We start from the raw sequence: 15792 nt of genomic DNA on the forward strand, positions 1-15792 counted from the left end.
TTCCAATGTTGGAAAGAGCGGCAAATTTAAGGTTTATTAGAACAAGTAAAAACCTTAATAATTTAAAAGTTTGGTTGAAGTAAGTTTCCCGAATAAAGCACCCAAGCAATAGATAAAAACGCCACGATATTTATTGCTATTCCGAAGTACTTTAATTGCTTAACGGTATAAGGCTTCTCTTTAAAGAAAACAAAAATATCTAAAACAAGCCATAGTGAAAAGGCTGCTAAAAAACCGGACAGCACCCACTCATTAAACCAGTAAAACAGTATAAATACTTCGGTTAAAATTAAAATGAGCACGAGGAGTTTTGTTTTTTTTCGTCCCAATAAAACGGCCGTTGTTTTTTTACCGGCTAAAACATCGGTTTCAATGTCCATAATTTGCCCAGCCAATTGTGCGTGAAAAGCAAACAACAATAGATATAGAAATGTTTGCCAAGGCAGCATTTCCAAATCATTTAATAAAATACTAAAAAGTGCCGTAAAGAGATAGCCCACTTGAAATAAAATTTCGAGTGGCGGTCTACGCTTAATTCGAAAGGGCTTAAAATTGTAAATAATATTCATCACAATCATAAAGAGCAATAACAGAAACATTTCTCTTCCTTTTAAATAAGAAAAGAAAGCTACGCAGGGTAAAATAACGGCGGTAATTTGCCAAAAAACTGGTTCCAGTTCCTTTTTGTTAAATTTAGGACCAAAAAGATAATTGCCCTTTCGCGGATTTAAAACATCTGCTTTGCCATCTGTAAAATCGTTTAGTCCGTATAACAAATAATTCAACGGAAATGTAACAAAAACCAGACCTACCCAAAAGAGGGGCGTCTCCCAGAAACGCGAAGCTAAGTCAAAGGGAACTAAATAAATCCAAATAACTGGAAACCAAAGTCCCGGTCGGGAAATTTTTAACGATTTAAGCAGGTGTTTAATAATTTTAAAAAGTTTAAGGCTACACAAATTTAAACTTAATGTAACAATTTGGAAACTTTCTACGTTGTTTAACACAAGATGCAAAATTACTTGTATTTTTACGCCAAAATTCAACAAAACCTATGAGCTCCTCTTTTGAAAAATATCAAAAACGCAGATTGATTTCTTCCTATTTTTCTGTAGTTATAAGTATTTCATTGGTGCTCTTTCTATTGGGATTACTAGGGTTGCTAGTTTTAAATTCAAAAAAAGTTGCCGATTATTTTAAAGAACAAATTGCAATAACGGTATTTTTAAAAGACAGTGCCAAAGAAGTTGAAATTACCCAATTAAAGCAAAGTCTAGCATTGGCCGAATATACGAAGTCTGCAGCTTTTGTTTCAAAAGAAGATGCCGCCAAAGAACACCAAGAAACTTTGGGCGAAAATTTTATAGAATATTTGGGTGAAAATCCGCTACAAAATAGTATCGATGTTTATATTTTGGCAGATTATGTTACGCCCGAAAAAATGGAAAACATAACTAACGAGTTAAAAAACAAGGATTTTGTAGATGAGGTTATTTACGATAAACCCCTAATTGCACAACTTACAGAAAACGTAAAACGCATTAGTTTTTGGGTATTGGTAATTAGCGCAATTTTCACATTTATTGCAGTTTTGCTCATTAATAGCAGCATCCGGCTAAGTATTTATGCAAAACGATTTACCATAAAAACCATGCAAATGGTTGGAGCTACTAAAAAATTTATACGCAAACCCTTTGTATGGAAAAGTGTTCGCCTAGGCATAATAGGAGCTATTGTAGCCATGATTGGGATGGGATTGGTGCTTTATTATTTAAATCAAAGCTTCCCTCAATTACAATTATTGGGCGACCCTGTGCTTTTGGCAGTACTATTTGTATTTATATTTTTAATGGGTGTTTTAATAACCTGGATTAGTACCTTTATTGCCACACAACGGTTTTTAAATTTACGCACCGATGATCTGTATTATTAAATTTTATAAATTATTAAATAGTCCTATTTAAAAAACGAAAATTCACAACTTGTAATTCTATTACCATGGGAGAAAAAAAACGAAAAGAAGATTATAAACCCGTATTTGTATTTGAAAGAAAAAACTACAAATTTATGCTTATTGGCGTGGCGTTTATAGCTTTAGGTTTTATTTTAATGACAGGAGGTGGAAGCGACGATCCCAACGTTTTTAATCCCGAAATATACAATTGGCGCCGCATTCGCTTAGCGCCAGCCCTGGTACTTTTAGGATTTGCCATTGAGGTGTATGCAATATTATTAAAACCCGAGAGTAAAGAAGAAAATTAAATGGATTATCTAGACGCTATTATTCTTGGTGTTGTTCAAGGTTTTACTGAATTTTTACCCGTTTCATCAAGCGGACATCTTGAAATTGGGAAAGTAATTTTAGGAGACACCTCATTACCGGAAGAAAGTTTGCTTTTTACGGTGATTCTTCACTTTGCCACCGCGCTTAGTACAATCGTAGTATTTAGAAAAGATATTATTGAAATTATAAGCGGACTATTAAAATTTAATTGGAATGAAGAAACACAATTCTCGGTAAAAATTATTCTATCCATGCTTCCAGCCGTAATTATCGGTTTGCTATTTGAAGAAGAATTAGAGTCGTTTTTTGGAGGCAGCATTGCATTTGTTGGCGCTATGCTAATTATAACCGCAGTGTTATTATGGCTGGCAGATAGATCTAAAAATACCGGCAAACCCGTTACTTTAAAAGATTCAATTATTATTGGGGTAGCGCAAGCTATAGCTATGTTACCCGGTATTTCCCGAAGTGGCGCAACAATTTCAACGTCTGTACTTTTAGGAAACGACAAAGCCAAAGCGGCAAGATTTTCATTTTTAATGGTAGTACCGCTCATTTTTGGTAAAATAGCAAAAGATTTATTGGGTGGGCAGATTTCAACCCATAATACAGACTTTGGCGTATTGAGCGTTGGGTTTATCGCAGCCTTTATTTGCGGCCTTATAGCTTGTACCTGGATGATTTCCCTTGTGAAAAAAAGCAAACTTCGATATTTTTCAATTTACTGTGTAATAGTGGGTATTGTTGCAATAGTAGCGAGCTTTTATATATAAATGACAGCAGAAGACTACAAAGCGGGTCAAGTAATTTTAATAGACAAACCATTGGAATGGACATCGTTCCAAGCGGTAAACAAAGTACGTTGGTTAATTAGAAAATCCTTCAACATTAAAAAAATAAAAGTTGGCCATGCAGGCACGTTAGATCCTTTAGCCACTGGACTTTTAATTATCTGCACTGGAAAATTCACCAAGCGAATAGACACATTTCAAGCTCAGGAAAAGGAGTATACCGGTACTTTTACCTTGGGAGCCACCACCCCGAGTTACGATTTGGAAACTGAAATAGATCAAACTTTTAATATTTCAGAAATCACTTCGGAAAAAATATACGAGGCCACAAAGCAGTTTTTAGGCGAAATACAGCAACAACCCCCCGTTTTTTCGGCATTAAAAAAAGATGGCGTACGCTTGTACGAATTTGCGCGAAGTGGCGAAAAGGTTGATATTCCATTTAGAACGGTTACCATTTCAGAGTTTGAAATAACTAAAATTGAAATGCCAAAAATTTATTTTAGAGTGGTTTGCAGCAAAGGCACCTATATTCGTTCTTTGGCGAACGATTTTGGAAAGGCGTTGGACAATGGCGCACATCTTTCGGCTCTTAGACGAACTAAAATTGGCGACTTTTCAGTAAAAAACGCAATTGATATTGAAGCATTTGAAAATTCGCTGACAAGTTAAAATATCATTAATACTGTCTTAATTTTCAGCGGTTTTGTGGAATTTTGCACAAAATTTCGGTACTTGTAAAGATGAATTTTAATTATTCGTATAGAGCCTTTTTGATCACTTCCCTGCTTTCGGGAAGTTTAGTGCTATTTCTGTACAGCGTAAAACTTTCAAAAGAGCAGGTTGCTCCAAACGAGGAAAGTTTCGATGTTGTTATGGCACCAGAAGAGTTGCTTCCCGAAGATATAGCTATTGCTAAGCTTTCACCTGAAAAGGTAAAAATTGAAACCAATCGAGCCTACAATCAAGCTGAAAAGTTTATTTCATCCGTAGAAAACGACAATCGTGAAATTACCGAAACAACCGAAGGAAAACTTCAAGAAATAAATGAAGCTATCACCAATTCAAAAAGCGATAATGGAGTTGGAACCACAGTTTTAACAAAGCCCGAAAAGGAAAACAAAAAAAAATTCTCCAATAGCGAAAGCAATAAAACAGATGAAGCCGTTGTAAGTAGCGGTAATAGAAATACAACTATAAGTTATCGCTTGGTTAACAGAAAGGATATTGAATTGCCCAATCCGGTTTACACCTGCTACGGTTCGGGAAAAGTAGTGATAAATGTTGAAGTAAATAATCTCGGGAAGGTGGTTAAAAATTCATATAACAAAAGTGCTTCATCTACAGCTAATGAATGTTTAATAGACGCGGCTTTGGATTATTCCAAAGAAGCCCGATTTAATACAGATGCAGTTAGAGAAAAGCAGTTAGGCACCATAACTTTTAACTTTCCGGGCCAGCAATAAAAATTTTGGTTGAAGATTTATCTTAAATAAAATACACGAATGAGCTCAAAAAAAGTACGTTGTGAATGGTGCGGAACAGATCCGCTTTATGTAAATTATCACGACATAGAATGGGGCGTACCTGTGAAGGACGATAAAACCCTCTTTGAATTTCTATTATTAGAAACTTTTCAGGCGGGCTTAAGCTGGATAACCATTCTTCGGAAACGAGAAAACTTTAGAGCAGCTTTCGACAATTTCAACTATAAAAAAATAGCCAAATACGATCAAAAAAAGATTGACGAATTACTTCAAAATGCAGGAATTATACGCAATAAATTGAAAGTTTATTCTGCAGTTTCGAATGCAAAATGCTTTATGGAGGTTCAAAAAGAATTTGGTAGTTTTAGCAACTATATGTGGGGATTTGTAGACAATACTCCCATAAAAAATGCTTATAAAACCCACGCCGAAGTACCTGCCACAACCTTAGTTAGCGATGCTTTGAGCAAAGATTTAAAAAAGCGCGGTTTTAAATTTGTTGGAAGTACAGTGGTTTATGCACATATGCAAGCAACAGGAATGGTAAACGACCACATTAAAACTTGTTTTCGATACAGCGAAGTTTAATTATTTAAGCAAATTAGCGCTTTCCGATTTATTTGAATTTGCATACGCCACAGCTTTTAAAGACTGGGTATACTGGTAAGCCAGCGTTGGATCTGTATTAGATTTTTCAGAATAAAACTTTTGGAACCACGAAACAGCTTTGTCATATTCTCCTTTAAAATAATAGGCTGTTGCCAATCTTTCGTAAATAAACGGAGTGCCGTAGCCATCGCGCACTACTTGTTCATATACGCGTACTACATCTATCTGTTTGTTATCGTTTGTTTTAGATTGCGAAAATGAAAAGGTAGAAATACCGGCAAATAAAAGGAATACAAGTAGGTTTTGTTTTATAATCATCGGGGATATTTAGATTTTATAATCTACTTTTTTTACTAGGAATACTATTACTGATTTGTTTGGTTGCACAAAAAAACAATTAATAAATGAATAAATTGTCTTCCGTGTAAAATTTAACAAAAACACACTTGTTCTCTATTGTAGCCAACTGCATACGTATAAAAGCGCTGTACCAATTTTACCTTTCGGAAGGATTATAATTTTATAACCTTTTTATGTATTTGTCCGAAATTGCCTTCAAACGTTATTAAAAGGGTGCCCTGCCAATTTTTATTCAGATTTAAGGTTATTATTCCATTGCCATCTACAATCAGGGTCTCGTATAATTTTTGTCCCAAAAGATTATGGATTTTCACTGTAACGGGACCTTGAATTGAATTCAAATTAAAGGAAACTTTACCGGTAGTAGGATTGGGAAATGCCGCCGAAATATGGTTCTGCGCCCACTCTTCTACGGAAAGCGTTTCTACATTTATAGTCCAATATCCTTCTGGAGCCACAATGGGTCGGTTTAATTCTTTTCCTGAAATAGCTTTGGCCCAAATATAATATTCAATGTCTGTGGTTGTATTCGGGATGGTTAAATCTGCCGCCCAATTATCGCCATTGGAAGGTGCCATTTCAACCTCATTATAAGTGGTAGCACCCTCTTCTCGCCAAAAAACCTTTGCCTGTGCTACACCAGAAATATGTTTTATCATGGCTTCGATCATTACAGTACTTCCCGAGTTTGCTTCATCAATGGGTTGATGTACAATCCAAAGCGGATCTGCAACTCCAATAGTATGTGTTATACAGTGAATTGCCCCTAGGGAATTAATTAAATTTTCACCCGGATTATCTACGTCTATCCCTACAATATTATACCCCGGCATCAATTCTTGATATTGTGCTAATGCCGGCGCATCAACCTCTGGGCGATAGGTAGGAACCATAATTGTTTTATTTACAAAAACCGCATTGCTATATGTATTATAAGGGCCTCCTGTGTTGGGATAATTTCCGCTGGTACTCGGTGGCGCATCTATCCACTCAATTTCATAAGGCGTTCCGAAAGGAGATTGAAAATTATCTAAAACATACTGAATATTTGCTTCAATTTGAGGGCCATCGGCTATTCCGGGTGGATACTTGCTTACGAGAATGGTTTCTTCATCAAGTAATTTCATGTGCATATCAATATGGTGAATTTGGTCGTATGGCAGTGTATTCATTTTTACAAAGCGGTTTATACCCATGTAATCCTGCATAATATCGTCTATTTGCGATTCTGTTTTAACGCTTACGCCATAGGGGTTGCCAGCGGCATTTTCATTCAAAATTAATTTTGAGGCAAAAGCGTTGCCCAGTCCGTCGCTCATATAATTTCCCCCGGTGTTAACCAAATCATTGGTGCCAGAGTTAGTAGTATAAAGTGGAATGCCCACTTGTGCAGCATGAGCTATTGGCATAACATCATCATTCGGACGAGGCCGATTGTAAATCCAATCGGTTAATGCTAGTTCTCCAACATCGTCAGAATATATTGTATTTCCTGCATAATCGCGAATCCAGATGCTATCCCAATCAACATCTAAAAATGTTACATTTGAAATATCTACACCATTGGTTGTAAGGTAATTTGAAACATAAGTCTCATTTTGAGTAGTAATAATTACTTTACATTCCTGTACACCAGCCGCTACTATTTGCCGAAGAATATTTGGGTAATTGGGATTCCAAGTAACCAAAAGATATTCAACCTCTTCCCATTCAGCAGCTGCACGTACTGAACCGGATGGTGGTGGCGAGAATCGCGGACTTGTAAATTGATAATCAGAAACCAAACTTTTTTCGGTTTCAGATAAATTGTGCGGTAGGTTTTGTTTTTCTTGTGAAATGGCGAAAGCAGTCTGCAAGGCCATAAGTAATACCAAAAGGTATTTTGTGTAGTTGTTTTTCATTTGAATAACGGATTGTGGATTACGAAGGTAGGATTTTAAATTTTTTTTGAAGGATTAATTATGTGAAAAGAAAATACAAACAATTGAATAATTTTGTCTTCAGGAGTCTTTCAATTGTTGCTGAAGAACCATTTGTTCTTCAGTTTTAAAAAAATTATATCTTTTGTGCGCACCTTCAATATTAAATTCAATTCTTCCAAAATCATTATACCACTTTTTATTAAAAATCTTTATGTGGGAAATTTTTTCCATTTCGAAATGAACTTTTCGGTTCTGCAAAAAAGCATTTGTGGATTCTATATGGAGCATTTCATCTTCTATCCAAATTTTATCTATATATGAAATCCTAAACGAAAAAAAACATAAATCGCCCCAAGAGTAAATCCAGTTAAAAGCCCAATATTTAGAGGTATATCAAATAACAGCCAAACTATTCCCATACCCAATGGAAAGCCAATAAATGGGAAGTAACTATTATAGAGTATTTTAAAAGTTTTGTTCATTTAGTCCAAAATATAGTTCATTAAAAAACTATTCCTTAAAGCTTTAGCATCTGTAAAAACTCCTTCCTCCCAATCTCCTCCGCCCCCAAACTTTCCAAATGTTCGTTGTAAATCTGACAGTCTATAAATTTATAATTCTGACTTTTTACGTATTCCGAAAGGTGATAAAAAGCAACTTTTGAAGCATTGCTCACCAAACTGAACATACTTTCGCCACAAAACACTTTTTTCTGTGGAAGATCAACGCCGTAGAGTCCGCCAACTAATTTATTATCATGCCAAGCCTCGACAGAAATTGCATGTCCAGCTTTATGCAAGGCAATATACGCTTGTTGCATTTCCTCGGTAATCCAAGTGCCAGCTTGATTTTTGCGTGTAATGGTAGCGCAGTTTTTTATAACTTCCTTAAAGTTTTGGTTATATGTAATTTTAAACTTTTCATCTTGTAAAATTTTGCGAAAGCTTTTAGAAACCTTGAAATTTTCAGGGAACAAAACCATTCGTGGATTCGGGCTCCACCATAAAATAGGTTGGTTTTTTTCAAACCACGGAAAAATTCCAAAATTATATGCCAATAGCAACCGCTGCACCGAAAGATCGCCTCCTATGGCGAGTAGGCCATCGGCAGTTGCTTCGTTAGGGTTTGGAAACCAAAGTTTATGGGCTATATAATGCATTATTCAAATTTGCTAAAAATTATTGCATAAAAAAACCTCTGGGAAAATTTGATTTCTTCGAGGTTAATTTAAATTATATTAAATTATAGCCTTACTTAAAAGGGAAGGTCGTCGTGTTCTTCTTCATTAAAATCATTAGCAGGCTCAAAGGCTTCCGCAGGTGGCATCGGAGGCATGTCGCCACTAACTGGCGCTTGCGATAAGTTTTCAATTCGCCATCCTTGAATACTGTTAAAGTATTTGGTTTCGCCCTGTGGATTTACCCATTCGCGACCTCGAACATTGATGCTTACTTTTACGTCCTGCCCTACTTTATAACTGTTCAACAAATCTGTTTTGTCCTGTACAAATTCTATCATGATATGTTGTGGATATTGCTCTTCAGTGGTAATTACCATCTCTCTTTTTCTGAAACCATTGTTACCGTATTCTTTAGTTTCATCTATCATCTTAATTTTTCCTTGTAGTTCCATTGTTTTTATTTTTTATTCTTTATTGTTATTTTATATTCTTTGGATTCTATTTTCTACCCAGCAAAACTTTCCAAGCGTCGTCAACTTTTCCTTTTGAGAGAAAATCCTTTGCTTTCTTATGTATTGTTTCAGAATTGCTTGATGTTATTATTTTCTGCAATTCTTCCGAAGCATTAATAAAGGTATTGATTTCTTCTGAATTGGGAAAATTTTCTACGTTGCCCAGCATCCCTAAATCGTTACCTGTGAGCACCTTGCTGTGGCGAATTTCTTCGGGAAGCATATCTACACCCATCCCTAGCGATGTAAGTGGTTTTGGCACTTCGAACAGGCCTTCTTTGGCACGGCAGTACCAATTGCCTCCAAGTCGCGAAACCGTGTCAATTTTGAAAGGATCAATAGCGCCGTTTTCATCGAGAATTTCTTCTTTTATATGAAGCTTTACCACTTCACAAATTACCAAATTGCCTGCGCCGCCTTCGGTTCCGAGTTTAATTACTTCGTTTACTTTACACTCTAACTGAACCGGTGCTTCGGCTACGCGTGGCGGTTTTATTTTTTCAGAAGCCAATTCAGTAAAACCAGCTTTTTTAAATTCATTTACACCTGCGGCATATTCAGTTGAAGAAAGCGAAACTTGTTGCACCATAGCGTAGCTCACAATGTTTATAACCACTTCGGGCACTTCAAGCACATTTTCGTAGGTGTGTTTTGTAGTATTATCGCGTCCTCGTCTTGCGGGTGAAAACACCAAAATAGGTGGTTTTGCGCTAAAAACATTAAAAAAACTAAAAGGCGAAAGGTTTACCTCCCCTTTTTTGTTAATTGTACTTGCGAAACAAATAGGCCTTGGCGATACTGCGCCCAATAAATAGCCATGTAGTTTTGCGGTAGATAGTTGGTGTGGTTCAATAGATATCATTGTGGCAAAAGTACCCAAAGATTATAGCTTCTAAAAACATGATTGCACAATAATATTAACATATTTGCTTTATATTTAAACCTGCTTGGAAGGCAGACCTACAATTAACTTATCATTATGTTTCGCAACAAATCGCTATCCCGTTGGGGTTTTATTTTAGCTTCCCTTATTGTAATTAGTCTTATTTTGTGGAATACGTTTATTTTCTTCAATCAATTAAAGGAAAATGAACGCGCTAAAATGGAGATTTGGGCAGCGGCCTATCAAGAACTTCAGCAAAAAAGCACCACTGACGATCCTACCGTTGGCGAATTGGTTCTGTCAGTAATCCAAAGTAACACCTCTACGCCTATGATCCTTTATACGCTAAAGGAAAAAACGTACACAGAGCGTAATATTGATTCGTTGAAAGTTAATACCCTCGAGAAAAAACAGGAGTTAATAAAGCAATATTCTTCGGAATATACACCTATTGAAATAAGAAATGAAGGCAAATTATATTCCACGATTTATTACGGAAACTCGCCAATTATAAATAAACTGAAATATTATCCTGCATTTTTAATTTTAATAATTTTTCTTTTCATTTTAGCTATTTATCTTTTTTATAAAACTTCAAAAGCTGCCGAACAGAACAAGCTTTGGGCGGGCATGGCAAAGGAAACCGCGCATCAAATTGGCACGCCACTTTCGTCCTTAGTGGGTTGGACCGAGATTTTAAAAAGCGAAAATGTAAATCAGGAATACGTTCTTGAAATGGAAAAGGATATTTCGCGCTTAGAAATGATCACGGATCGTTTTTCGAAAATTGGTTCGGTGCCAAAACTGGAACAGCACGATTTAATTGAAGAAACAAAACACACCTTTCAATATTTACAAAAACGCACCTCTAAGCTTATAGATTTTCAACTAAATATTCCTGAAAAACCAATTTACGTACAATTAAATCCGCAACTATTTAGTTGGACGATAGAAAATTTGGTGAAGAATGGAATTGATGCGATGAAAGGGAAAGGTACAATAACAATTTCATTGGAAACAAATTCAAAATTTGCTTTTATCCGAATAAGTGATACCGGAAAAGGACTTACGAAAAGTGAATTCAGACGCATTTTTACTCCGGGCTACACTACAAAAAAACGTGGGTGGGGCTTAGGCCTTTCATTGGCGAAACGAATTATTGAAGAATACCACAACGGAAAAATTCGCGTAATAAAGAGTATTCCAAATCAAGGCACTACGATGGAAATTGCATTAAAGACTACAGTTTAATCATGAGCACTAAAATACATACTATACATACCGCGCGATTAAAAAATAATTGCCCAACGTGTTTTGGCGCAGACGGACTGGAATTTACGTTCACGCAGAAGGAAAAAGAAACACCATTTTATACCAAACCAACCTCACAACTATCCGAAAGGCTTTATTGCCATACTTGTAAGAACACTATTTATCCTGTAAACTGGACCGAAGATATTGAGCGGGTTTTTGAATACAACAAAAAAATAGCGGAAACCCATAAACAGTATTTACAGGTAAAACCGCTATTTTATATTATAATTTTGGTAGCAATTGTATTGACAGGCGTAGGAATTTATACTTTGTTCCTGACCTAAGACTTTAATTTCCCTCTAATTTCGAGTGCCAAGGCTTCAAACTCTTCTGAGGTCATTTTTACTTTTTTGGAGAAACGCATATCGTCCATATCGTTTAACGGAATAAGATGTACGTGCACGTGAGGCACTTCTAAACCAACTACTGCCATTCCCACACGTTTGCACGGAACTGTTTTTTCTAAAGCGCGGGCAATTTTTCTGGAAAATTGCATCAATTGTAGGTACAGGTGTTCGCCCATATCAAAAATCTTGTCTATTTCTTCCTTTGGAACACAGAGGGTATGCCCTTTTGTATTTGGATTTATATCCAAAAACGCAATAAAATTATCGTCTTCTGCAATTTTGTAACATGGAATTTCTCCATCAATTATCTGTGTAAAAATAGACGCCATAGTTAGTCTCTTGTGATTTCTAAAATTTCGAATTTAAGTATTCCATTTGGCACTTGTATTTCGGCAATTTCGCCTTTTTGTTTGCCAAGCAATCCTTTTCCGATTGGGGAATCTACGGAAATTTTTCCAGATTTTAAATCGGCTTCGCTTTGGGCCACTAACTTATAGGCCATTTCCATTCCATTGTTTTGGTTTTTAATCTTAACATTGGAGTGTACCAAAACCTTACTTAAATCTAATTGCGATTCGTCTATTAATCGGGCATTCGCCAAAATTTCTTCCAATTTTGCGATTCGCATTTCAAGCATTCCTTGTGCTTCTTTTGCGGCATCGTATTCGGCGTTTTCACTTAAATCGCCCTTGTCGCGTGCTTCGGCAATTGCGTTAGAGGCTTTTGGTCTTTCTACATCACGTAGGTGATCTACCTCATCTCTTAATTTTTTTAATCCTTCGGCTGTATAATAAGATACTTTACTCATAACTTCATCGTTTGTGCATTACAAACCCTTTTTTAATTCATTAAATTCTATATAATAAGATTCCCGCCTGTGCGGGAATAGAAAAATCCCATACGGCGACGGGATTGTGTTTAACAAATATACTAAAAATTTACTTGTTCCGTAATTTGTTGTAATTTCGGCCTTAAAATAGTTCATTTTAATTTTATGCGTGCCTTCTCATTGAAAACTCGCTTATAATGAACAACAACCGCCAGACCAAAGTTTGTCTAAATACTTTATACAGATGAAAACTAAGATTTTTTTACTTTTAATGCTTTCTATTTTCTTTTCTTGCTCAAAAAGCGACGATAAACGAGAACGAAACCCATATTTAACGGATCCTGTGGTTAATTTGAATTTAAATCTAAATTTACCAGAATACAACCCTTTAAAATTTCCAGGAAATTATGTGGTTACGGGCCAGGGCATTAAAGGCATTGTAGTGTATTGCGTTACCGAAAATCAATATTTGGCTTTTGATTTAGCAGACCCCAATCATGCTCCGAGCAACTGTTCCCGAATGGAATTAACGGGCGTTATAGCCAGCTGCCCCTGCGCTACTGATGAAAATGAATATTTTATAACCTCGGGACAGCACACTACAGAACCAGACGCCAAATACCCCATGCAACAATACAACGCGCAGAAAAATGGAAACACAATTGTAATTAGCAATTAAGTGTGCCATAAACGCGGTTACAAATTTTTAGATAATTTGCTAAAATTTTATGGTTGCACCCAGTAGAAAATTTATTGTTGCCTGCGGATAGTAGCCAGCGCCTTCAATCGTAGTAATTGTTCCTGGATTACTGAAATCATCATCGTAGGTATAAAAATAGCCGTTGGAAATATATTTTACATTAAAAATATTGTTTATCAATGCCGAAAAAACCACTTCGTTTATCCACGGAAGATTGTCTAAAGTATAAACAATATTTAGATCGTTAATAAAATAACTGTCTAATTTTGAAGCCTCACTGTCAATATTTCCCATATATTGTTGGCCTACAAATTTTGAAAGAAAACCCAATTGTAATTTCCCGATTGGTGAATATTCCAGCATATTTCCCGCAACAACGGAAGGTGAAAACGAAATATTTGTATTTCCTAGATTTACCAATTCGCCATCGCGAGCGCTAACAAAATCTACGTTTTTATTTGTGCTTAAGGCAATATTTGGAAGAACGCGCAAATTCTTTAAAATCTGAATTTCGGCATCTACCTCCAATCCTAAACGGTAACTCTTCCCACTACTTGTTCTTAACGCAGCACCCACATCGTTCAATTCGCCGGAAAGCACTAGTTGGTCTTTGTAATTCATATAATACAAGTTTGTATTTACCTTTATTTTTTCTGAAGCAAAACGCCAACCCAGTTCAAAATCGTCTAATTTTTCAGGAGTTATAATTCCCTGTTCATAATCGTTTCGTGAAGGTTCGCGGTGGGCTTTTCCGTAGGAAAAATACAACTGGTTTTCAGTATTCATTTTATACGATAATCCAGCTTTGGGATTAAAAAAAGTATAGTTTTCATCGTATATCATTTCCACTAAATCTGAAGTAATCCCTGAAGTTTTATAATTTAAAAAGCGTCCTTGCAAATCTCCAAAAATGCTCCATTGCGAATTAATGGTATAAGTTCCTTTTGAAAAAACGGTAAATTCGGTTTTTGTACCATTGCTATCATAATAGCGATCGCGAATTTCAGAATCGCTGGCAAAGCGCGCCCAAATTACTTCTCCAAAATGATCGCCAGTATAGTAGCTATAAAATGCGCCACCTGTGAAATCAATTTTATTGTTTTTGTAATTTACGTTTGCATTTACTGCGTAAAAATTATTGTCTAACCAACGTCTGCGAATTACATCGGTTGTATTTATGGTATCGCCTCCAATTTCGAGAGGTTCAAAACCGTATGTTTCAAAATCCTCATCTTCTTTATACTGTTCAAAATACCCCTTTCCCTTTGTATAATTTAACGCTACATTGGTGCTCCAATTGTTATTGAAACGCTGGTTCCAAAGTAGTTGGTAGTGATCCTGTGCATAATTATCTACTTCCTTATCGTAAAACTGTGTATTTCCGTCTTCATCGGTGTACATTCCCGCAGTGTTAAAAGTCCTGTCGTTTTGCAATTTTTCCGGGTCTTCCAAACCGTTCCACGATTGGTATGTTTCTTCCCGTCCGCCAAAAACCAAGGCTTTAATTAAAGTGTTATCGGCAACAAAAGCACCTTGCAGGAAATATGATTTTAAGTCGGAACTGGCTCGGTCTATATACCCATCAGATTGAATTGTTGACAATCTTCCCGCTAATTCAAAATGCTCGGAAAGCAAGCCAGTACTGAACTTAACATTGTGTTTATGTGTATTATAACTTCCGAATGAATTTGAAATTTCGCCATTGGCTTCATTCGAAACTGCATCGCTCAACAAGTTTAAACTCGCACCAAACGCGCCGGAACCATTGGTAGAAGTTCCCACGCCACGTTGCAACTGCAAACTCTGCACCGAAGAAGTGAAATCGGGTAAATTTACCCAAAAAGAACCTTGACTTTCAGAGTCGTTATACGGAATTCCGTTCAAGGTTACATTTACGCGCGAAGCATCGCTTCCACGAACACGTATATAGGTATAACCTACGCCAGCCCCCGCATCGCTTGTTGTAACAACCGATGGCATATAGCTCAGCATATACGGAATATCTTGCCCGAGATTTCGTTTTTCAAGATCTTCTTTGTCTAGGTTTGAATGCGTAATTGGTGAATCTGCAGACACGCGAACCGCTTGTACCAAAACTTCGTCTAGAGTTTCCGATGATTCAACTAGTGTAATATTCAACTCTAAATTACCATTTACACTTACAGAGCGGCTATCCGGAACATAGCCTATATGGCTAAATTGAATACTGTGCTTACCCAAATTTAGAGAAACTTTATATGTGCCATTAAAATCTGTAATGGTTCCGCCGTCCCCTTTTAAAATTACATTTGTTCCTGGCAATGGCTGTCCGTTAACATCAGTAACCACCCCCGAAACGGTAAATTCTTGAGCAAAAACGGCACTACTTAATAAAGTAAAAAAGGTAGAAATTAATAACTTTTTCATTCGTAATAATTTAAATTATACGAATAAAAGGGGCGTTATTCTTTGTTGATTAAATAGTTAAATAAAAAACCCTGAAAATAATACGTCGCGCATTATTACAGGGGGTTTACTGTGTTCCCTTGGCAGCATTACCCGCCCAGGTTCTTTGGGTATAATCTCAGCCAGAAT

The 15792-nt window shown here is 36.3% G+C and carries 19 protein-coding genes; 9 read left to right on the forward strand and 10 right to left on the reverse strand.

The features are described 5' to 3' along the window. Positions 1 to 62: 62 nt before the first annotated feature. Positions 63 to 1007, reverse strand: a complete 945-nt coding sequence (locus tag QCQ61_RS03370; protein ID WP_279449306.1) for a UbiA family prenyltransferase — start codon at positions 1005 to 1007, stop codon at positions 63 to 65. A gap of 47 nt (positions 1008 to 1054) precedes the next feature. Here QCQ61_RS03370 and QCQ61_RS03375 point away from each other — a divergent pair, with 47 nt between their 5' ends. The 6 genes from QCQ61_RS03375 (at position 1055) to QCQ61_RS03400 (ending at position 5150) form a co-directional block, all read left to right on the forward strand. Continuing rightward, positions 1055 to 1933 (forward strand): cell division protein FtsX, encoded by an 879-nt coding sequence (locus tag QCQ61_RS03375; RefSeq protein WP_279449307.1) that lies wholly within the window; start codon positions 1055 to 1057, stop codon positions 1931 to 1933. Between the two features lie 65 nt (positions 1934 to 1998). After that, positions 1999 to 2262: a DUF3098 domain-containing protein gene (locus tag QCQ61_RS03380; protein WP_279449308.1), complete on the forward strand. Its 264-nt coding sequence runs from the start codon at positions 1999 to 2001 to the stop codon at positions 2260 to 2262. After that, entirely contained in the window at positions 2263 to 3057 is a 795-nt protein-coding gene (locus tag QCQ61_RS03385) for an undecaprenyl-diphosphate phosphatase (RefSeq protein WP_279449309.1), read from the forward strand. Next, positions 3058 to 3747, forward strand: coding sequence for a tRNA pseudouridine(55) synthase TruB (gene truB / locus QCQ61_RS03390; RefSeq protein WP_279449310.1), 690 nt, complete (start codon positions 3058 to 3060; stop codon positions 3745 to 3747). 71 nt (positions 3748 to 3818) lie between these two features. Continuing rightward, on the forward strand, positions 3819 to 4541 hold the full coding sequence (locus QCQ61_RS03395) for a hypothetical protein (RefSeq protein ID WP_279449311.1): 723 nt from the start codon (positions 3819 to 3821) through the stop codon (positions 4539 to 4541). A 39-nt stretch (positions 4542 to 4580) separates the two neighbouring features. Next, positions 4581 to 5150, forward strand: coding sequence for a DNA-3-methyladenine glycosylase I (locus tag QCQ61_RS03400; RefSeq protein ID WP_279449312.1), 570 nt, complete (start codon positions 4581 to 4583; stop codon positions 5148 to 5150). Here QCQ61_RS03400 and QCQ61_RS03405 read toward each other — a convergent pair whose 3' ends face one another. The 6 genes from QCQ61_RS03405 to QCQ61_RS03430 form a co-directional block, all read right to left on the reverse strand. Then, positions 5151 to 5489, reverse strand: coding sequence for a hypothetical protein (locus QCQ61_RS03405; RefSeq protein ID WP_279449313.1), 339 nt, complete (start codon positions 5487 to 5489; stop codon positions 5151 to 5153). It abuts the gene before it with no gap. 194 nt (positions 5490 to 5683) lie between these two features. Then, positions 5684 to 7432: an agmatine deiminase family protein gene (locus tag QCQ61_RS03410; protein ID WP_279449314.1), complete on the reverse strand. Its 1749-nt coding sequence runs from the start codon at positions 7430 to 7432 to the stop codon at positions 5684 to 5686. A 99-nt stretch (positions 7433 to 7531) separates the two neighbouring features. After that, complete coding sequence (locus QCQ61_RS03415; RefSeq protein WP_279449315.1) at positions 7532 to 7684, reverse strand: hypothetical protein; 153 nt, start codon at positions 7682 to 7684, stop codon at positions 7532 to 7534. A gap of 286 nt (positions 7685 to 7970) precedes the next feature. Beyond that, positions 7971 to 8612, reverse strand: a complete 642-nt coding sequence (gene aat, locus QCQ61_RS03420) for a leucyl/phenylalanyl-tRNA--protein transferase (protein ID WP_279449316.1) — start codon at positions 8610 to 8612, stop codon at positions 7971 to 7973. A gap of 95 nt (positions 8613 to 8707) precedes the next feature. Then, complete coding sequence (locus QCQ61_RS03425; protein WP_279449317.1) at positions 8708 to 9085, reverse strand: DUF3127 domain-containing protein; 378 nt, start codon at positions 9083 to 9085, stop codon at positions 8708 to 8710. A 46-nt stretch (positions 9086 to 9131) separates the two neighbouring features. Continuing rightward, complete coding sequence (locus QCQ61_RS03430; RefSeq protein WP_279449318.1) at positions 9132 to 10007, reverse strand: flavin reductase family protein; 876 nt, start codon at positions 10005 to 10007, stop codon at positions 9132 to 9134. A 117-nt stretch (positions 10008 to 10124) separates the two neighbouring features. On the opposite strand from QCQ61_RS03430, the gene QCQ61_RS03435 reads away from it, so the two are divergent. Together QCQ61_RS03435 and QCQ61_RS03440 are read left to right on the forward strand one after the other, a co-directional pair. Beyond that, positions 10125 to 11279, forward strand: coding sequence for a sensor histidine kinase (locus tag QCQ61_RS03435; protein WP_279449319.1), 1155 nt, complete (start codon positions 10125 to 10127; stop codon positions 11277 to 11279). 2 nt (positions 11280 to 11281) lie between these two features. Continuing rightward, positions 11282 to 11626, forward strand: a complete 345-nt coding sequence (locus QCQ61_RS03440) for a hypothetical protein (RefSeq protein ID WP_279449320.1) — start codon at positions 11282 to 11284, stop codon at positions 11624 to 11626. Here QCQ61_RS03440 and QCQ61_RS03445 read toward each other — a convergent pair. Further along, positions 11623 to 12018, reverse strand: coding sequence for an HIT family protein (locus QCQ61_RS03445; protein WP_279449321.1), 396 nt, complete (start codon positions 12016 to 12018; stop codon positions 11623 to 11625). The genes QCQ61_RS03440 and QCQ61_RS03445 overlap by 4 nt on opposite strands. Before the next feature lie 2 nt (positions 12019 to 12020). Beyond that, positions 12021 to 12497 (reverse strand): transcription elongation factor GreA, encoded by a 477-nt coding sequence (gene greA, locus QCQ61_RS03450; RefSeq protein ID WP_279449322.1) that lies wholly within the window; start codon positions 12495 to 12497, stop codon positions 12021 to 12023. A 265-nt stretch (positions 12498 to 12762) separates the two neighbouring features. Between greA and QCQ61_RS03455 the strand changes: the two genes are divergently transcribed. Further along, a complete protein-coding gene (locus QCQ61_RS03455; protein ID WP_279449323.1) occupies positions 12763 to 13197 on the forward strand; it encodes a hypothetical protein in 435 nt (144 codons plus the stop codon). 39 nt (positions 13198 to 13236) lie between these two features. Here QCQ61_RS03455 and QCQ61_RS03460 read toward each other — a convergent pair whose 3' ends face one another. Beyond that, positions 13237 to 15624 (reverse strand): TonB-dependent receptor, encoded by a 2388-nt coding sequence (locus QCQ61_RS03460; protein ID WP_279449324.1) that lies wholly within the window; start codon positions 15622 to 15624, stop codon positions 13237 to 13239. Between the last annotated feature and the right edge of the window lie 168 nt (positions 15625 to 15792).

The organism is Aequorivita marisscotiae (assembly GCF_029814825.1).
GTDB classification, from domain to species: domain Bacteria; phylum Bacteroidota; class Bacteroidia; order Flavobacteriales; family Flavobacteriaceae; genus Aequorivita; species Aequorivita marisscotiae.